The sequence below is a fragment of the Burkholderia sp. Ax-1724 genome, from assembly GCF_011752995.1.
Lineage (GTDB): Bacteria > Pseudomonadota > Gammaproteobacteria > Burkholderiales > Burkholderiaceae > Paraburkholderia.
The window spans coordinates 1-18,453 of the sequence record NZ_VWWL01000006.1; the positions used below are offsets into that span (position 1 = coordinate 1).

An 18,453-nucleotide genomic window follows, 5' to 3' on the forward strand; every position below is an offset into this window, starting at 1 on the left:
AGCACGACACAGCCAAAGAAGGAGAGAAAGAAGACCCAAATACCCACTGAATAACACGAAAAGCTGGTCCAACGGGTGGGTCAGAATTCAATGCAAATCGTGGGTCAGGATTCCGTGCAAATCAACACTTCGCCTTCGTCGCGAAAAGATCACTTCCCCTCCCCCTTACCCATTCAACGAGTTTCGGCCTGGACCAGCCGTCGAGATCAGTCTTTCGAAGTGCCTGGCGGTTTCGACTACAGCGTCGAGCATGAGAGTCCTTAATAGCGGTACCGGCCGTCGTCTCGTCTCGCCTCGGACATTGCTCATGCGACCCTAAAGAATTGCATCGATGAAGATAGAATGTCTGATAAGGGTTGCCCCCGTGGAACGCGAGTATGTTGAGGAGTACGCTCAAAAGACGCGCAAGCGCCTCCAATAGAAGTGGCGCTGCAGCTAGAGACAGGAGACAAAATTGCCAAATGCTTCCAACGAGTGGTCAAGCGAGCTAGTTCCCATCAATGACCGCACGGACGCCTGGGAAGACGTCCTCAGCCAGAGCTATCGTGATTGGCAAGTGCCTCAACGGTTACCTGCAACGTTCTATGCCCACGTGAAGCATCATCACTTCGCCGGCGCGGGTATCGTCGAAACGATTTGCGACCCCTGTGTCGGTGAACGCACTCGCGGTCAAGTGCGACGAGACGACGAGCTCTATGTCGGTGTGCAGCTCACAACCGGAGGTCGGGAGCGGTTCAGGATTGGCGATTCCGGCGTCGAAGTGGCTTCAGGAGATCTGGTGGTATGGACGACGAACCAGGTCGTCAAGTTCGAAGTGCTGGAACGGCTGCACAAGGTAACGCTCATGATTCCGTGGTCACTCATGAGGGAGCGCTTACCCGAGCGTAAAACGCCACCATCGGGTGGCAAGATTGAAAGTCGCACTGGCGTTGGCTCACTGCTCGCCGTGCATCTGCTCGCACTATCGAATCAGATTGGCTCGCTTGACGAAACCGTTCAGGGCTCAGTGAGCCGCTCGACGCTGGAACTTCTTGGGATCGCGCTCTCCGGCCAGCAACCCGCAGCGACATTCGACGCGAGCGCGGCCACGCTCCGGCGCGTGCAGGATTTCATTCTGCGACACCTACACGAGGAAGACCTGAACCCGGCCCGCATCGCCGAAGCGAACAATATTTCGTTGCGGTATCTGCACATGTTGTTTCAGCGCAGCGATTTGACTGTATCCGGATATGTCCTCAACAGTCGACTGCACATGTGCAAACAGGCACTGACCGACCCCGCGTTCCACAGATTGCAGGTTTCCGAAATCGCGTTTAGATGGGGCTTCAATTCCGTTAGCCACTTTTGCCGGACATTCAAGGAGCGCTACGGATTGTCGCCGGGCGACATGCGCCGCTCGGCTTTGCGCACAAGCTTGAACGGAGTTTCGGAGTGATGCTTTGCGGCGGCTTCCGTCGAAGTCGCGGCCGCCTGCGGTGTCAGACCCGTACTCGCCTCGCTGGCTTCGCCATGTCGAGTCTCTCCGCGAAGATTATCAGCACGTTCATGGCGAGATAGTCACGGCCGTCTTCGTGGCTTCTCTTCAGAACTTCACGCGTCGATTGAATACGGGCACCCACGCCGTTAGACGTAGTGGCCTGCTCGCTGGAGCACTTCGATTTTGTAGCCATTGGGGTCCTGGACGAAGAAAAAACGTGCAAGCATCTCGTCGCCGCGCTTGAACTCCTTCACCGGCATCGGGTTAATGTTGAGCCCCGACATGCACGCATGCTCAGCTTCCAGAGATACGAATACCGACTCAGCCATGGCAACCGTATCGGTGGAAATAACCTAGACCGAGAAACGGCAGAGCGTTTCGCCACCGTCAATACGAACGAGGTCGCCGTGGATGTAGCTCGACTCGTCCGACGCAAGGAAGACTGCCAGGTTCGCGATGTCCTCGACTTCGCCCCAGCGCTTCAGCGGTATTGCATCGGTGAACACCTTGTCGAAGTCCTTGTCGTCGAATAGCGCACGCGTGAGTGACGTCTTCGCGTAAGTCGGGCAGATGCCGTTGACGCGAATCTTGTCGCGGCCGTATTCGATGGCCAGACAGCGCGTCAGATTCGCTGCCGCCCCCTTCGAGATGTTGTACACGGACTGATTAGGGTGACCTTGAAGGCCCGCGGTCGATACGATGTTGACGATATTGCCGCCGCGACCCTGCCTCAGGAATACCTTGATGGCCTCCTGGCAGCCGAACCACGTACCTCGCACGTTCACGTCGAAGCATGCGTCGAGGTCTTCGACAGCGAACTCGTGTGCCAGCTTGCCTGCCCGATAGATGCCAGCGTTATTGACGATGACGTCGAGGCCTCCGTACACGCGCACCGCTTCCTGTACGAGATTCGCGACTTCGTTTTGCTTTGTCACGTTGCACGATACATACGTAGCCTGGCCGCCGGCTTCCCTGATGGCACCAACGGTGGTGAATTGCGCGTTACCCTCGAATCCGCCCTTGTTCGGCTCCTCGTGGATGTCGCTCACTACGACTTTTGCGCCTTCTGCTGCAAACGCGAGTGCAATACCGCGGCCGAAACCCGAACTTGCGCCGGTGACGATAGCTACCTTGTCTTTCAACCTGCTCATGGTATTCCTCCTGTGAAATGGTCGATGTCTCCTTTTTTCAGAGAGCGCTATCGCGCCGTAAATGCACCATCTACGGTCAGCATCGAGCCGGTCATCCATTCGGCGTCGTCAGACGCGAGGAACACCGCCGCACGTGCCACGTCTTCGGCGGTTCCCACACGTGGCCACGGTGTGAGGTCATGGAGAAGCTTGTTGGTGTCTTCCTTCTCGAGGAAGGAACGAACCATCGCCGTTGCGAGGAAACCTGGGCAAATGGCATTGACGTTGATTCGCTCCGGCGCGAAATCGATTGCGAGCTCACGTGTCAGGTTGACCACCGCCCCCTTGGAGGCACAGTAAGCAGGCTCGAGTGCGAGTCCGACCAGGCCGCCAATGGACGCGATGTTCACGATACGGCCCCGCAGTTCGGCACCGGTCGAGCTTTTAATCGGCTCCTGCTTCATGAACTGCGTGATGGCATATTTACACCCCAGCCACACACCCTTGGCGTTGACGTTCATCGTGAAGTCGTATTGCTCTTCGGTTTCGTCGATGATGTTGTGCAAACCGGTGAACACGCCCGCGTTGTTCACCATGATGTCGAGCCTGCCAAACTTTTCTACCGCATCAGCGACGACGTTCTGCACGTCTACGGCCTTACTCGCATCTGCCGCGATGAACGTCGCTTTCCCACCGTTCTGACTGATGAGCGCGTCGGTATCGACTTCGAGGTCTTTTTCGTAGCCACCCGGCAGCGCCTGTTTCTTCAGGTCGGAGCACACCACGTGAGCGCCCTCCCGCGCCAGGGCCACTGCAATCGCGCGACCGTTCCCGGAACTGGCGCCCGTAACGACCGCGGTGCGGCCTTCGAGTTTCCCTGCCATGCCTGTCTCCCAAGATGTTTTACCGGCATCGAACGCAGGCTTCGCGCTCGCCCATCGCAGCCTCTTTGCAGTCAGCCCGAAAATGCAGTAAACGTCTGGACCGCAATCTTCCCGTTCCTGACGTAAAGCGTGTCGGTCGCCAGTTCGATGAATGGCCGGGCTTCCCAGGCGAGGTAGGCGATTTCACCCTCCGTACTCTTGCTGGTGACCTTGAATGCGTCCCAGAATGCTGGCTGGGCATCATCGAGAAATGCCTTAAAGAAGCCGCGGATTTCCGTAGTGCCGCGATAGGTCTTCTCAGGCGTGACGATGACGGAACCGTCGTCGTAGTCCTTCAGGAGTTCGTCGAGACCCTGCGCGAATGCACCGAGATGGTGGTCGAAAATCTGGCTGGTTGCTGCGGCAGCCGGAACGGTGGTGACTGACATGTTGACCTCTGCGTTGAGTGCAAATTTTCTAGTCGATGTAGGCACGCTGGGCTTCGTCCCACGTCACAACGACGATGGGAGTCCCATCTTCCTTGATGAATTCGAGGGGCCCGAGGAACGTCATGTAGAACTCGGAATCGACAGGGAAATACGTCTTGTCGTGACGGGCGTTCGCCGATTCGTAGCCATACGCGGGTGCGACGACAGTGTCGCCACCCTGTTCGGCGCCACCGCGCACGTCCATCCGACCCCTGGTAAGGAAGTATTCGCCCGGCCCGACGTGAAAGTGTGCGTTGAACGAAGAGCCTGCAGGACAATCGAAGATTGCCGTCCATCCACCCATTTCCGGCGATGCGTGCAAGAATTTCCAGCGGATGCCACCGACGGACAGCGCATCGGGAAACGGTTTCCAGGGAATATCGTCAAGTTGCACTGCTTCTTCGGGCACGTGTGGCTTGATTTTCAGTGCTGATTCGGTTGTCATTTGCATGACTGCCTCCTTAAGTCTGTTCGGGCCGATAGCCGGGGTGGGTTACGGTGTGACTCAAGAATATGTGGATGTTGCGTGGTGCAATTGCACGGCAGCGCAAGACCCGTTGAACGGGAGTGCAGTCGAGCAACTCTGTGAGTTGCGAAAACCACCCAGGCATCGAAAGCGCCCGGTTCGCGTGGTGAAAGAAGCGCGGAGCTTCACGTTGTGCGCCGTATAACGACGCCGGGAGGCGTCAGAATTTCCGTGTCCAGGGCGAGGTTGAGATTCACACGGATGATCGAACAAATAAAAGTCCATTTGTGTTGCGATCTCGCAGAATCGGTTTCAGGCGCGAACCTCGTGATTGAGGCAGCGCCGGAATGTACTGCGCTCAAGCAGAAGCTATTACTTGAGGTCTTAGAGCGTGTCAGGTACTTTAAACAATCGCCGACATCCTCTTAGGAAAATGCCGTAGGGGCGACCGGAAAGACCAACGATGACAAGAATTGAACTGACTGCCGTAAGAATCTGCAAAAACCTGGCGCCATTCAATGCCAATATCAGTGAATAAAGAGGAATCTGGAACGTCAAATTGATGAAGGTATCCAGCAGGATTTCTTGTAGCGGCGTCTTTTCTGCACTACCTAGTCGCCTGAACACCCAGTCCCTATAAATTCCGTATGGCCTTCCAACTAACAACGAGACTGGTATGGCAGCAGCACGTATTTTGATGGTTTGCTCTATCGTGAGCCCCGTGATGACAATCTCAACGAAAGCACCTATGGCAATCGAAAAAATCACCATTGCAAATGTGTCGGCAAGATAGCGTCTCATGCTCCCCCTAGGGCGGGTTGGGCACTTTGCATAATCGGTCCAGTATGAACGAGCATGGGCATGGCGAAGACGACAAAGTGCAAGCCTGTCCAGGTTTCGGGCAAGCGTTCGTAGTCGCGTGCAGCCGCCTGAAGCGGTTGAGCCAGCCGAAGCTTCGTTCGACCACCCAGCCCAGCTGCGAAGCCACGGCACGAAACCCTTCTTCGCCTCGGGAGCTTGATGACTTGCAACTCAATGCCTTCTTCACGTGCAGCCTGTGCAGCGGTGTTATCCGTATAACCCTGGTCAGCGAATGTAAGTTTTACCGTCTGTCCGGTTACGTGTTGGAGCTGACGCGCCGGCTCGGCTACCTGTGCGCGCTCTTGCTCGTTGGCCGGCGTAATGTGCGCTGCGAGCAGCAGGCCCAGTGTATCGACAGTCATATGGATCTTGCTTCCGCGCTTGCGTTTATGCCCGTCGTAACACGCGCGGACAGCTTTCGCATGTGGACTGCAGCGTACGTCCATCCAGGATAACCACGCTGGGTTGCTCCTGACGCTGTTGCACCACGCGCGGCGCCGAACGCAAGTCGTTGACCATTGTCTCAAAGCAACCCGCGTTCAACCAGCGTTGCGTTTGCTGATAGACCTGTTCCCAAGGCAGGAAGTTGGTCGGCAGCATTCTTCAGGACGCACCGGCTCGCGCCATCCAGCGCAATGCGTTGAACATCTCGCGCAATCCGTATCGCCGCTGCGGCATGTTCCCGGCTTCCAGTTCCTTCATCCGCGCGATCAGCGACACGTCCATGCCGCCGTACTTCGAGCGCCATTTGTAGAACGTCGCTGTGCTGATACCCAACTCCCGGCACAGCTCCGGCACCGCCAGTCCAACATCTACGCGCTTGAGCGCGCCCATGATCTGGCTGTCCGTGAATCTCGACTTCTTCATTCTGTCCCTCAACGAGAAAACTCTACTTCCGATCCCAGTGGTTCTTCGGGGGGATTACCACTGCAGGTGTACTACATTGATTTTTACCACCATAGCCAGCCGCCGCATTTGAGACAGGAAAATGTACTGATGGCAAACCAGCCGTGACGCACTACCTGCGAAGCGCATAAGCCACGCACCGATCACCCGGAACCAACACTTATTGTACGTATACGTCATTTATGATAATACCAGGAAAGCAACGGCACCCTGTCAATCAATCATAAGATCTTCAGAATCACCGAATCTAACGGGTAATCTCAATAGCAAAGATCACCGTTAAGATGCTTCGGAGAGAACAAATTACCGTGTACGTACTTTTTTCCTCTTCCAGCCGGCCAACCCTATCTCCCGGATCGCAGAGACAACCAGGGCGTCGCCCCAAACCGTCATCAAGAGAAGAAGGCCGCCTGAAATTAAATTGTTGAGGTGACAACTAGCTTGAAAATTTCCGTAAGCCAGATTAGTCTGTATTAAATATTCCTAGAGCGTGTTAGGCGCTTTCAGCCAAACGTGGAAACCTGGCGGAATTGGACTTGACCCAGCAGGATCGGACACAGCATCACAGTAAGGATTACTGAATCCATCGAGCGCCGGAACTCGCGAGGCGAGCGGTATTTCAGCGCGCTATGGGGATGCTTCTCGTTGTAATTCTCGACCGCGATGGTACAGATTGCGTGCCGCAGTCGCCGCGTCTGGCTTTCACATGAAGGCGACGTCATCGCGTTTCATGGCCTTCACGGAGCTCTCGGCCATCCCGTTACTTTGTGGGCTGCGCACCGGCGTGGTCAATGGCTTCAGGCCGATGACCACTGCGAACCGGCGCGTGTCGTCGGCCGTGTAGCCCGAACCATTGTCGGTCAGCCACTCGATTTCGGACGGTGTATGCAACGCATTGCCAAACCGATTTTCCACTGCAGCAAGCATCACGTCACATACGATGTCGCCGCTGCGGCCCGCCGTCGTGGCCGCCCAGTTCATTACTTTACGATCACAGCAGTGCAGCGCGAACGTCACGCGCAGCGGTTCGCCGTTATCGCAACGGAACTCGATGCCGTCCGAACAACGCTGGTTGCTGCGCGCCACGGCCACCTTGCCATCGTGCCGACGTTGCGACCGAGGCTGAGTCAGGCGGCGTTGCATCAGCAGACCATGCGCACGCATGACGCGATAGATGCGCTTCACATTGAGCGGTACCTGTCCGGCAGCAACGCGTTCATTGCGCAACGCTTCCCAGACGCGGCGATAGCCATAGCTGGGCAAATCACCAACAACCCGGCGGATTTCTTCGACCACCACCGCATCATCGGTCTGCCTGGATTACCGCCCATCGCGCCATGTGGCCGCGCCCCCCCGGCGTACCGATACGTTCGGGCGCGACACGCCGGAAACTTCACAAACCAGTTTCACCGCTCATCCTCCGGCAGCGACGGCGAGTACGCCATCCATTTTTTTGCAGGACCATACTCGACCGCTTCGCGGGGAATCTCGTCCTCCATCGTCTTTTTGCCAAGCATCCGCTGCAGCTCGCGAATCTGTTTGAATGCATCGGCCCGCTCCGATGCGGGAACCACTCCCTCGCAAACCTCGACCGCCAACAGGCTCCTGTCCTGGTACAGCGTGCGCCAGTGGAACAACTGGTTCGGGGTCACGCCGTGCTGGATGGTCAACGATTTGCGCTCGGTGCAGCGCGTGGCGCAGCAGGGTCATTCTCGATTGCCGCACGTTGCAGTCCACGCGCAAAAGCGGACCGTGCGCGGGCTATGGCTCTCACAAGCGCAGGCGGGGCAGCAAGGTTCATATGGCCGTCGACACGCTGGGCCTGCTGCTCGCTGTACACGTTACGCCCACCAACGAACAGGAGCGCGCACAGGTCGACGAGCTTGCCCGCCAGCTTGAGTACGTCACGGGGCAAACGGTAAAACACGCCTTTGCAGACCAAGGCTATATCGGCGACACAGTTGCGCAGGCCGCACACGCCGAAGGTATGGAGTTGCAGGTCATCAGATTGCCCGAGGCAAAGAAAGGCTTCGTGCTGCTGCCCCATCGCTGGGTGGTCGAGCCCAGCTTCGGATAGCTGAATCGCTTCAGGCGACTGGCACGCGATTGCGAGCGCCTGCCCGAGACCCTCGCAGGCAGGCGCTTCATCGTCTTCGCCATGCTCATGCCTGTCCACGCCGTGCCAGTACTTCAAGGTATTTAACACGCTCTAAAGTGGCTGGGACGAAAAACGAAAGTAGTAATTTTTACATATAAAATATCGGAGTGCTAATAATATGAACCGGATCTACCGCGTCATCTGGAATGACGCGCTTGGTACATGGGTTGCGACATCGGAAATCGATTCGGCGCGTGGCAAGCCGAACAAGTCTTCGGTTGTTGCCACTGTTATTACGGCATTGGTGATCGGGATACCTTCGCTTGCCAATGCAAATACTGTCAATACAGTGCAGTCGTGCAATACCGGAAGTTCGGGTGTAGTTGGTCGCGTCAATCCAGGACCAACGTCGAGTAATGCCGCGGATGGATCGGGTACCTATTCGATGGTGGTTGGTTGTAACTCAAGCGGCAACGGAAATTTGGGGGTAACGGTATCGGGTGCGTTTGCCAAGGCAACGGGTACCGGTGCGACAGTTTCTGGCCTGCTGTCGTCCGCGGGACTGTTCGGGACGGCGGCGGGTCTTGAATCGACCGCGAGCGGCACAGCGGCTACTGCGCTTGGCTTCGGTTCGACTGCCAATGCGTTGAATTCAGTTGCAATTGGTGGTGCGGGTGGTAACGGTACGACGCCGTTGTCGCAAGCTAATTCCGTCATCGCGTCAGGTTCTGGCGCGATCGCGATCGGTAGCAATGCGACGAAGGGGGCGCAGGCGGCCGCATCGGATTCGATCGCCCTCGGCGGCCAGTCGTCCGTTGCAGCTGCGGCGACTTCGGGCGTTGCAGTTGGCCGTGCGGCGGCGGTCACGGGAGCATACGGCATAGCACAGGGGGATGGGGCTACGGCGGGCGCGAACGGTACTGCAATCGGCAAGGGTGCGACGGCGGTAGCGAACTCGGGTGATGTCGCATTGGGTTCGGGATCGGTGACGGCGGGACCGAATGCGACTGCGACGGGCACGGTTGGGGACGTGACGTACAACTATGCGGGAGCCAATCCGACGAGCGTGGTAAGTGTCGGCGTATCGGGCGCGGAGCGTCAAATCACCAACGTCGCAGCCGGACGAGTCAGTGCTGCGAGCACGGACGCGATCAACGGATCGCAACTGTATGCGACTAATCAGGCTGTCGGCAGTTTGTCGACGTCGACGTCGACCGCGGTGAGTTCGCTGTCGACAGGTCTGAGTACGACCAACAGCAACGTGTCGTCGCTGTCGACCTCGGCGTCGACGGTGGAAAGCTCGCTGTCGACGGGCCTGAGTACGACCAACAGCAACGTGTCGTCGCTGTCGACGTCTACCTCGACGACGGAGAGTTCGCTGTCCACTGGTGTAAGTTCGTTGTCGACGGGTCTGAGCACAACGAACAGCAATGTGTCGTCGCTGTCGACGGTTGTATCGGCTACGCGCACGCATTATTACAGCGTCAACGACAACGGTGTTCAGGGCGGCAATTACAACAATGATGGTGCGACCGGCATCAATGCACTCTCTGCGGGTGTGGATGCCATCACCAGCGGTGCCGGTGCAACGGCTGTAGGCAATGCTGTCAATGCAGCCGGCGATCAGAGCGTGGCGATCGGTCATCAGTCTACTGCCGCAGCGGCTTCAACGGTCGCGATTGGGGACGGCAACACCGTAAGTACAACTGCCGGACCGGGATCGATTGCGGGTGGTCATAACTCGACCGTGGCGTCGGGATCTGGCGCGATTGCACTGGGGGAAGGTCAGACCGCTTCAGGTAGCGGGGCGATCGCGCTTGGTGATCCGAATACTGCAACCGGGACGGGCGCTGCAGCGCTGGGGGCTAACAACACGGCAAGCGGCGATGGCGCGCTGGCGATTGGCAACACGAACACGGCACAAGGACCGGGTTCGGTTGCACTCGGTCAAAACACAATCGCTGGTACTTCGACGTCCACCACAGGAAGCGTCGCGATCGGCAATGGTGCGACAGCTACGGCGAGTTCGGGCGACGTGGCGCTCGGCTCGGGATCGATCACCGACGTACCTCATCCAACTTCCAGCGGGACGGTAGGTGGTACGACCTATGCCTATGCGGGTACTAATCCGACGAGTGTCGTGAGTGTCGGGACGCAGGACGCGGAGCGTCAGATTACAAATGTCGCAGCGGGACAGGTGACGGAAACGAGCACCGATGCGATCAACGGATCGCAACTGTATGCGACTAATCAGGCTGTCGGCAGTTTGTCGACGTCGACGTCGACCGCGGTGAGTTCGCTGTCGACAGGTCTGAGCACGACGAACAGCAATGTGGCCTCGCTGTCGACCTCGGCGTCGACGGTGGAAAGCTCGCTGTCGACGGGTTTGAGCACGACCAACAGCAACGTCGCCTCGCTGTCGACTTCGAGCTCGACGGTAGAAAGCTCGCTGTCCACCGGTCTGAGCACGACCAACAGCAACGTGGCGTCGTTATCGACAACCATCAGCGCGACGACCAGCAACGTGGCGTCGCTGTCGAGTGGCCTGAGCACGACGAACAGCAATGTGGCGTCGTTGTCGACCTCGTCCTCGACAGTGGCAAGTTCACTCTCGACCGGCCTGAGCACGACGAACAGCAACGTCGCCTCGCTATCGACCTCGTCCTCAACAGTAGCCAGTTCACTCTCGACCGGCCTGAGCACGACGAACAGCAACGTGGCCTCACTGTCGACCTCGTCCTCAACAGTAGCCAGCTCCCTGTCGACCGGCCTGAGCACGACGAACAGCAACGTCGCCTCGCTGTCCACCTCAACCTCATCGGTCGTCAACGCCCTGTCCACCGGCCTGAGCACGACCAGCAGCAACGTCTCCTCCCTGTCGACAGTCGTCTCGACCACCCGCACGCACTACTACAGCGTGAACGACAACGGCACACAGGGCAGCAACTACAACGACGACGGGGCCAGCGGCGTCAACTCGATGGCCATGGGCGTCAATGCAACGGCGGCGGGCGCGGGCGGCATCGCTCTCGGCTCCAGCGCCAGTGCATCCGCGGACGGTGCGACAGTGATCGGCGCGAACGCGCTCGGCAGCGGCACGAACAGCGTCGCGCTCGGTGCCAATGCGTCGGCGAGCGGCCAGAACTCGGTCGCGCTCGGCGCGGGTTCCGTCGCCAGCGAGGACAACACGGTCTCGGTCGGCTCGCCGGGTAACGGGCGCCGGATCACCAATGTCGCACCGGGTGTCAACCCGACCGACGCGGTGAACATGTCCCAGTTCAATTCGCTCCAGAACTCCGTGTCGTCCGTCGCGCGAACGGCCTACTCGGGTGTGGCCGGTGCCACGGCACTGACGATGATTCCGGACGTCGACAAGGACAAGACCATCGCCGTCGGTATCGGCACCGGCGCCTATCAGGGCTACGGAGCGGTTGCGCTCGGCTTCACGGCCCGCATCACCGAGAACGTGAAGATCAAGGGCGGTGTCGGGGTGAGCAGCGCGGGCAGCACGTACGGGGTCGGGGTGGGCTACCAGTGGTAAGGCGCCGCGCGGGTGCCGGGCGTTTCGCCTGGCCCCCGCCGGTTCAGCGGCATCCCCGCGATGGAAGATAAACGACATGAAACATGAGGTTCAACATGCGTAACACGATGTTGTGCGTAGCGGCGATGGTTGCTCTCGCCGGTTGCTCGTCCGCGTCAGGGCCGTCGTTCAGCGCCTGGTCGGTCGACCGGCAGGACGGCCAGCAGACCTATCGGGTCGAGTGCAGCGGCCTGCTCGAAAGCGCGGAAACCTGCTATCGCAAGGCGCGCGAGATCTGCCATGACGAGGCCGTGCGTCCGCTCGAGGGCGCGGCACCGCTGGGCTCGACGACCACGGACGGCAAGCCGGACTTTCGCAAGCTGATATTCCAGTGCGGCGCACCGGCACCGCAGCCGTCCACGGCCGCGCCCGCTGTTGTCCCCGCTGCCGTCCCCGCGCCGGCCCCCCTGCCGACGCACGTCACGCTGGCAGGCGATGCCAATTTCGATTTCAACGAGGCGACGCTGACTCCAGCCGCTAAGGCTCAGCTCGACAAGCTGGTTGCAAACGCGCAAGGCATGAGCTTCGGCACGGTCGCGATCGACGGCTACACCGACGGTATCGGCTCGCCGGCCTACAACCTGCGTCTGTCGCAGGCACGCGCGCGGACGGTGGCGGACTACCTGAAGTCGCACGGGCTGAACGCGGCGCGGTTCGACGTTCAGGGCCATGGCAGGACGCATCCCGTCGCGACGAATGCGACGGCCGACGGCCGGGCACAGAACCGGCGTGTCGGGATCACGTTGTCGGGAAACTAGCAGGCTAACCCCTCGGGACTCCTTGCTTCCGGATGATGTCCTCGTGTATGTCCGGAAGTTACCTGAGGTTTGGGGGTCGATTCTCCGGTTCGATCCTCTTTTTTATTCGCAGTCGACGCAGCGGGGGCGTCATGACCGGGGGCCGTCGATGGACAGGGCGGCACCGCCCGATCCGTCGGGCTACGCACGAGAAGTATCGGAACACACAAAAAAACACGAGGACTGACCTTCAGAAGGCGGAAACAACATGCGTATTGGCATCTCGCTGGCCACCCGGAATGGCCAGACTGTATGGGACAACGGGCTGGGGCAGAACGTGTTCTTCCTCGCGAAGCTGCTGCGGGCCTTGCCGGCGGTCCGGGACGTCGTGCTGCTCAATTGCGGACCCGGGCCGCGCCTGCCCGACGACGTCCGGGCGTTACTGCCGGACCTGAAGCTGCTGCCGGCCAGAGAGGCGACCGAGCTGATCGACGTCGCGATCGAAATGAGCGGCGGGCTCGATATCGAGTGGCTCGATTATTTTCGGGCGCGCGGCAGGCGCGTCGTCTATTTCTGCTGCGGGCAGCCGTATGCCGGATTGGTCGAGCCGGGCGTGTTCAGGCGGGGCGGCTATTTCGCGCGCGCGGACCGCTGCGACGAGATCTGGATTCTGCCCAAGGACCGCGTCTTCCGGCCGATGCTCGAAACGCTGCATCGCTGCCCGGTCGTCGAGGTGCCGTATCTGTGGGACCCGATGTTCATCGACGGGCGCGCCCGTCTGCTGGGCGACGCAGGGCAGCGCTTCGGATTCGAGCCGGCGAGCGCTTCCACCGACACGCCGCGCGCGCTGCGCGCCGCGATTTTCGAGCCGAACATCTCCGTCGTGAAGTGCTGCATGATTCCCGTGCTGCTCTGCGACATGGCGTTTCGCGCCGAGCCCGGCGCGATTGCCGGTCTGAGCGTGCTCAACAGCGCCCAGTTCGAGCAGCATCCGACGTTTTCGTTCATGCGCGATTCGCTCGAACTGAATCGCGCGGGCCGCGTGCATGTCGACCACCGGCACGGCTTCGTCGACTTCATGAGCCGGGCCGCCGACGCGGTCGTCTCGCATCAATGGCAGAACGACCAGAACAATCTGCATCTGGATGCGCTGTACGGCGGTTATCCGCTCGTCCACAACTCGGCGTGGCTCTCCGGCCTCGGCTACTACTACCCGGAGTTCGACGTGCAGGCCGGCGCGCAGGCGTTCCTTCGCGCGGCACGCCAGCATGATGCGGGCTTCGCGGACTATAAGCGCCGCGCGCGCGAATTTCTCGCCGGACTGCACCCGCTCGCACCCGGGAACGGCACCCGCTATTTCCAGCAGCTGCTTCACGTAACCGCCCGCGCTCATCGCGGAGGTGCAGCATGCTGAAGCGCCAGCGCATCAAGGTCGGCATCACGATTTTTCTGCGTGCCGGCGAGCAATCGATCTGGGAGAACGGCATCTTCCAGAACTGCTACTTCCTTGCGATGCTGCTGCGGCAATCGCCGGTCGTCGAGGCGGCTTGCCTCGTCAACGGCGGCGACGGCAACCCGTCGGATGCGAAGTCGTTTCTCGAACATTCGCCGGTGCCCGTCATCGATCTCGATACCGCGCGGGAACAGCTCGACGTCGTGATCGAACTGAGCGCGCAGCTGAATCCGGACTGGGCGCGCAGCTTCTGCGACCGCGGCGGCCGCGTGATCGGCATGCGCGTCGCGAACGACTATGTGATCGACATCGAGCGGATGATGTTCGGCATGTCGCACGGGCTGCTGTTCTCCGGCACGCCGTACAGCGCGATCTGGACGCTGCCCGCCTTCGCGAAGACCTGCACCGGCTATTACGAGGCCGGCTCGCGCGCGCCGGTGAAGGTCATGCAGCACCTGTGGAATCCGGCGCTGCTGGAGCGTTCGCTGAAGCCGGCCCACGCCGGTGGCACGTTCGGCTATGTAGCGGGCCGCTCGCGCTGGCGCCTCGCGATTCTCGAACCGAACATCTGCATGGTCAAGACGGCGCATATCGCGATGCTGATTGCGGATCTCGCGTACCGGCAGGACCCGGAATGCGTCGAGTATCTGCGCGTGTTCAATGCGATGCCGCTCAAGGAAGAGGCCTCCTTTGTCGGCTTCGCGCGCAGTCTCGATCTGACGCAGCACGGGCGGGCGACCTACGAGCCGAGATTGCCGGTCTACGAGATCCTGACCGTGCAGGCCGATGCGGTGATCTCGCATCAATGGGAAAACGCCCAGAACTATCTGTACTACGAGGCGTTGTACGGCGGCTATCCGCTGATTCACAACTCCACGCTGATCGGCCATTGCGGCTATCGCTACGACGGCTTCGACTGTCAGGACGGCGCGCTCGCGTTGCGGCGCGCGTTCGCGGAGCATGACCTGAGACTGGACGACTACCGCCGCGAGGCGGGAGACTTTCTCGCCTCGCTGGACCCGGAGTTGCCCGCCAACGTCGAGCAGTACAGCGCGGCGCTCGCCGCGGTTTGCGAGGGGGCATGATGAACACGAAACGTCGTATGCCTTCCCGTACCGCGATGGCCGCGGGCTTCGCGCTGGCGCTCGCATGGGCGGCCGTGCAACCGGCCGGTTTCGCGCAGGCGCAGCCGCTGCCCGCGGCCGGTCCTGTCGCGGGCCCTGTCGCTGGCCCCGTCGCCGGTCCCGCCAACGGGCCGGCCGCGAGACCCGCAGCCGGCACCGTGCTCGCACAGGCCGCGCAGGAAATCGGCATCCACCGCTGTTACGACGCCGTCGCGCAGATCTCGGCGCGCGTATTCGACCGCGCCTCGCGAGCGGACGTGCTGCTCGACTGGCAGCGCTCGGGTCCCGATACCGGGCCGTTCTTCTCGCTGTCCGGCATCGCCTTTCCGCAATCGTCGGCGTTGCTGTCGCTCGTCACGGTGCCGGGCGCCGGCGGCGGCTGTTCGGTCGTGGCCGAGCGTATTTCCAGCGCACCGTTGCCCTGCGCACAGGTGGCGCGCAGCGAACTGAGCGGCTATCGCGCCACGCCGCTCGTCAGATCCGTCATGGTCTATACCGAAGCGGCGCATCCGCGCGAGGCCGTCGTGCTCGTCGACACGCCGCCTTCGTGCCTGATCCTGCGCCGTCAGGTGCAATTCCCGCGGGAGGCCGCACAATGAACGCACTGCATGCTTCGGAGCACGAAGCTCCCGGCCCGCGCCCGCTGCGGATCGGCATCACGATCGGCCTGCACCATGAGGCCGAGAGCCTGTGGGTCAACGGCATCAAACAGAATGCGCTGTACCTGATGCGGGTGTTCCAGCATTCGCCGCTGCGCCACCAGGTGGTGCTCGTCAACACGACTTCGGTGGCGATTACGGCGAAGCTGCCGTGGGATCTCGAACGCTGCCCGGTGCGGCGCTTCGAGGACGTCAAGGACAGCCTCGACGTCCTGATCGAGCTCGGCGGCCAGATCAATGCCGGTCAGACCGGGTACATCAGGGCGCGCGGCACGAAGCTCGTCAGCTACTGCTGCGGGCCGGAATACGTGCAGCTGATGGAAGCGATGATCTTCAACCGCAGGATGGCCGACTCGATCTTCATCAATCAATGCTACGACGAGGTCTGGGTCATTCCCCAGGTGGTCGAGACGAGCCTGCCGTTCTTCAGGACCTTGCGCCGCTGTCCGGCGCGCGAAGTGCCGTTCGTCTGGGACCCGATGTGCATCGAAGCGCGCACGCGCGAGCTGCCTCATCACGGCGAATACCGCCCCGCCAGGGGGCCGCGCCGGCTCTCCGTCATGGAGGCGAATCTCGACGTGCTGAAGTTCTGCCTCTATCCGATGCTGATCGCGGAGAACGCGTACCGGATCGTCGGCGACGGGATTTCGCATCTGCACGTCACCAATGCGGAACGTCTCGCGACGCAGTGCCCCGAGTTCATCGGCATCGCGCGTTATCTGGACCTCGTGCGCGACCGCAAGGCGAGTTTCGTCGGTCACTTCGAGACACCGGAGTTTCTCGCGGAACATACGGACATCGTCGTGTCCCATCAATGGGGGCTGGCACTGAACTACTTCTACTTCGACGTGTGCTGGAACGGCTATCCGTTCGTGCACAACGCGCAACTGTGCCGCGAGCTCGGCTACTACTACGCCGGTAACGACGTCGACGAAGGCGCGCGCCAGCTCGTGCAGGCGATCCGCCATCACGATGCCGACTGGGAAGGGTATCGGGACCGTCAGCGCCGCATCATCGCGCGCTATCTGTCGACGAACGCCGAAGTCGTGGCGCGCTATGACGGGTTGCTGCTGCAGCTGAACAGCAGATAAATGGCTGGCGCGGAAAGCCGGGAGACCCGCATGACCAGAACCAGGAGCCGTTCGCAGCGTCGGTGCATGCTTCATCGCTGTATCAGTGCCGTTTCACAAGACGCGCACTCCAGCAATCCAACCTTATCGCGACAAAACCGTTTTTGCCCGCTATTCTTCCGGCTCATTCTGCGTCTATGAAAGCCCCTTCCCCCTACTTGTTCCCTCGACATCGATGATCGGCGCAAGCCGCGCGGCGACGCGCAAGAGCTTCGCATCCTCATGCCCGGCACCGATCAACTGTATACCGACCGGCAAACCGTTTGGTCCCGTCGTGCACGGCACGGCCAGGCAAGGCACATGCAGCAGCGACCACATCGCGTTGAACACCGCTTCGCCAGTGCTTGCGTGGCCGTGCGGCGCCTCACCTCGCGCAGCCGGCGTGACCAGCACGTCGTAATCGCCGAACACGCGGTCCAGCTCCGCGCGGCAGTGTTCGGCGACGCGATACGCATGCCGCAGAACCTCAGGCTTATCGAGCCGGTCCGGTGACAATCGTTCGAGCATCGCAGGATACATGCTGTCGCGGCGGCTTTCGAGCAGGTCGAGAAACGCGGCGGCGCCCTCGGTTTCGATCACGGTCAGATGCGCGGCCGACATGTCGTCGAACGCTGCGGGCAGCGTCACATCGGCAATCGTCACACCAGCATCACGCAGGCGTTGAGCGGCAGCTTCGAGCGCACGCTCGCCGGCGGGTTCGATCGACGGCCATTGCGGCGAGCGGCAGATGCCGACGCGCAGTCCGCGCAACGGCGCGTCATCCTCGGGAGCGGCGTCGGCACCGGGCGGCAGCAGACGGAACACCTGCGCGACGAGCGCGAGATCGGCAACACTCCGGCCATACCAGCCGACCGTATCCAGACTGACCGCAAGCAGCTTTACGCCCTCGGCGCTGACGCGGCTCCACGTCGGCTTCAACGCATACACGCCGTTGAACGACGCCGGCCGGATCAGCGAGCCGCCTGTCTGCGTACCGAACGCAAACGGCACCTGCAGATCGGCCACCGCAGCGGCGGAACCCGCCGACGATCCGCCTGGCGTATGCGCGGCATTGAGCGGATGCGTGGTTGCCGCGACGCGCCCGAACGCGGCAAATTCGACCGTATCGGTCTTGCCAAGCAGCACCGCGCCAGCATGGCGCGCACGCGCGACACAGGCAGCGTCATGCACGGGCTGGTTGCGCTGGAAAGCGGGCGAATTGTGCGTGGTCGGCAGATCGGCGGTATCGATCATGTCCTTCACGCCGAACGGCAGGCCCGACAACAGCCCGCGCGCGCCGTCGCGACGACGTTTGTCCTGCTCGCGCGCGGCCTGCACCGCCCGTTCGCGGTCGATCGCGAGCCACGCCTTGACCACCGGATCACGTGCGTCGACCCGTTCAAGGCACGAGCGCATCAGCGCCTCACTGGTCAGGTATCCTTCATGAATCTGTCGGGCGGCTTCAGCCGCGGAAAGCTGGTGCGGTTCCATGAATACTCCTT

13 protein-coding genes and 5 pseudogenes are annotated in these 18,453 nt (G+C 60.9%); 8 read left to right on the top strand and 10 right to left on the bottom strand.

Annotated features, from left to right (window positions below):
- The first annotated feature begins 454 nt into the window (after positions 1-454).
- A complete protein-coding gene (locus F3J19_RS09075) occupies positions 455-1,435 on the top strand; it encodes a helix-turn-helix domain-containing protein (RefSeq protein WP_167039961.1) in 981 nt (326 codons plus the stop codon).
- 188 nt (positions 1,436-1,623) lie between these two features.
- Here F3J19_RS09075 and F3J19_RS09080 read toward each other — a convergent pair.
- The 9 genes and pseudogenes from F3J19_RS09080 to F3J19_RS09120 form a co-directional block, all read right to left on the bottom strand.
- Positions 1,624-1,740 (bottom strand): annotated as a pseudogene (locus tag F3J19_RS09080) (lactoylglutathione lyase); the annotation flags it as partial.
- Positions 1,741-1,830: 90 nt separating this feature from the next.
- The gene (locus F3J19_RS09085) at positions 1,831-2,628 is read right to left on the bottom strand and encodes an SDR family oxidoreductase (protein ID WP_167039963.1); all 798 of its coding nucleotides are present in this window, start codon (positions 2,626-2,628) and stop codon (positions 1,831-1,833) included.
- Positions 2,629-2,675: 47 nt separating this feature from the next.
- The gene (locus F3J19_RS09090) at positions 2,676-3,491 is read right to left on the bottom strand and encodes an SDR family oxidoreductase (RefSeq protein ID WP_167039965.1); all 816 of its coding nucleotides are present in this window, start codon (positions 3,489-3,491) and stop codon (positions 2,676-2,678) included.
- 71 nt (positions 3,492-3,562) lie between these two features.
- Positions 3,563-3,919, bottom strand: coding sequence for a nuclear transport factor 2 family protein (locus F3J19_RS09095; RefSeq protein WP_167039967.1), 357 nt, complete (start codon positions 3,917-3,919; stop codon positions 3,563-3,565).
- A gap of 28 nt (positions 3,920-3,947) precedes the next feature.
- Positions 3,948-4,409: a 2,4'-dihydroxyacetophenone dioxygenase family protein gene (locus F3J19_RS09100; RefSeq protein ID WP_240158847.1), complete on the bottom strand. Its 462-nt coding sequence runs from the start codon at positions 4,407-4,409 to the stop codon at positions 3,948-3,950.
- Positions 4,410-4,808: 399 nt separating this feature from the next.
- Complete coding sequence (alaE, locus tag F3J19_RS09105; protein ID WP_167039969.1) at positions 4,809-5,225, bottom strand: L-alanine exporter AlaE; 417 nt, start codon at positions 5,223-5,225, stop codon at positions 4,809-4,811.
- A pseudogene (locus tag F3J19_RS09110) lies at positions 5,222-5,960 on the bottom strand (IS5 family transposase); the annotation flags it as partial. The gene alaE and the pseudogene F3J19_RS09110, both read right to left, overlap by 4 nt.
- A 3-nt stretch (positions 5,961-5,963) precedes the next feature.
- Positions 5,964-6,152: pseudogene (locus F3J19_RS09115) on the bottom strand (transposase); the annotation flags it as partial.
- Between the two features lie 617 nt (positions 6,153-6,769).
- A pseudogene (locus F3J19_RS09120) lies at positions 6,770-7,867 on the bottom strand (IS3 family transposase); the annotation flags it as partial.
- Here F3J19_RS09120 and F3J19_RS09125 point away from each other — a divergent pair.
- The 7 genes and pseudogenes from F3J19_RS09125 to F3J19_RS09155 all read left to right on the top strand — a co-directional run.
- A pseudogene (locus F3J19_RS09125) lies at positions 7,848-8,394 on the top strand (transposase); the annotation flags it as partial. The pseudogenes F3J19_RS09120 and F3J19_RS09125 overlap by 20 nt on opposite strands.
- Positions 8,395-8,467: 73 nt before the next feature.
- Positions 8,468-11,830, top strand: a complete 3,363-nt coding sequence (locus F3J19_RS09130; protein ID WP_167039971.1) for a YadA-like family protein — start codon at positions 8,468-8,470, stop codon at positions 11,828-11,830.
- A gap of 95 nt (positions 11,831-11,925) precedes the next feature.
- A complete protein-coding gene (locus F3J19_RS09135) occupies positions 11,926-12,627 on the top strand; it encodes an OmpA family protein (RefSeq protein ID WP_167039973.1) in 702 nt (233 codons plus the stop codon).
- Between the two features lie 247 nt (positions 12,628-12,874).
- Positions 12,875-14,020: a DUF2827 family protein gene (locus F3J19_RS09140; protein WP_167039975.1), complete on the top strand. Its 1,146-nt coding sequence runs from the start codon at positions 12,875-12,877 to the stop codon at positions 14,018-14,020.
- The gene (locus tag F3J19_RS09145) at positions 14,014-15,144 is read left to right on the top strand and encodes a DUF2827 domain-containing protein (RefSeq protein WP_167039977.1); all 1,131 of its coding nucleotides are present in this window, start codon (positions 14,014-14,016) and stop codon (positions 15,142-15,144) included. Before F3J19_RS09140 ends, F3J19_RS09145 begins: the two co-directional genes overlap by 7 nt.
- Positions 15,145-15,161: 17 nt before the next feature.
- Positions 15,162-15,782: a hypothetical protein gene (locus F3J19_RS09150; RefSeq protein ID WP_167039979.1), complete on the top strand. Its 621-nt coding sequence runs from the start codon at positions 15,162-15,164 to the stop codon at positions 15,780-15,782.
- Positions 15,779-16,933, top strand: coding sequence for a DUF2827 domain-containing protein (locus F3J19_RS09155; RefSeq protein ID WP_167039981.1), 1,155 nt, complete (start codon positions 15,779-15,781; stop codon positions 16,931-16,933). The genes F3J19_RS09150 and F3J19_RS09155 overlap by 4 nt, the downstream gene beginning before the upstream one ends.
- Before the next feature lie 174 nt (positions 16,934-17,107).
- Here F3J19_RS09155 and F3J19_RS09160 read toward each other — a convergent pair whose 3' ends face one another.
- Positions 17,108-18,442 (bottom strand): amidase, encoded by a 1,335-nt coding sequence (locus F3J19_RS09160; protein WP_167039983.1) that lies wholly within the window; start codon positions 18,440-18,442, stop codon positions 17,108-17,110.
- Positions 18,443-18,453: the final 11 nt, after the last annotated feature.

Excerpts from the sequence above, each read along its gene's own strand:
- F3J19_RS09140 (WP_167039975.1), top strand. The coding sequence starts at position 12,875 with ATGCGTATTGGCATCTCGCTGGCCACCCGGAATGGCCAGACTGTATGG.
- F3J19_RS09090 (WP_167039965.1), bottom strand. The coding sequence starts at position 3,491 with ATGGCAGGGAAACTCGAAGGCCGCACCGCGGTCGTTACGGGCGCCAGT.
- F3J19_RS09150 (WP_167039979.1), top strand. The coding sequence starts at position 15,162 with ATGCCTTCCCGTACCGCGATGGCCGCGGGCTTCGCGCTGGCGCTCGCA.
- F3J19_RS09155 (WP_167039981.1), top strand. The coding sequence starts at position 15,779 with ATGAACGCACTGCATGCTTCGGAGCACGAAGCTCCCGGCCCGCGCCCG.
- F3J19_RS09095 (WP_167039967.1), bottom strand. The coding sequence starts at position 3,919 with ATGTCAGTCACCACCGTTCCGGCTGCCGCAGCAACCAGCCAGATTTTC.
- alaE (WP_167039969.1), bottom strand. The coding sequence starts at position 5,225 with ATGAGACGCTATCTTGCCGACACATTTGCAATGGTGATTTTTTCGATT.
- F3J19_RS09135 (WP_167039973.1), top strand. The coding sequence starts at position 11,926 with ATGCGTAACACGATGTTGTGCGTAGCGGCGATGGTTGCTCTCGCCGGT.
- F3J19_RS09085 (WP_167039963.1), bottom strand. The coding sequence starts at position 2,628 with ATGAGCAGGTTGAAAGACAAGGTAGCTATCGTCACCGGCGCAAGTTCG.
- F3J19_RS09130 (WP_167039971.1), top strand. The coding sequence starts at position 8,468 with ATGAACCGGATCTACCGCGTCATCTGGAATGACGCGCTTGGTACATGG.
- F3J19_RS09160 (WP_167039983.1), bottom strand. The coding sequence starts at position 18,442 with ATGGAACCGCACCAGCTTTCCGCGGCTGAAGCCGCCCGACAGATTCAT.
- F3J19_RS09145 (WP_167039977.1), top strand. The coding sequence starts at position 14,014 with ATGCTGAAGCGCCAGCGCATCAAGGTCGGCATCACGATTTTTCTGCGT.
- F3J19_RS09100 (WP_240158847.1), bottom strand. The coding sequence starts at position 4,409 with ATGCAAATGACAACCGAATCAGCACTGAAAATCAAGCCACACGTGCCC.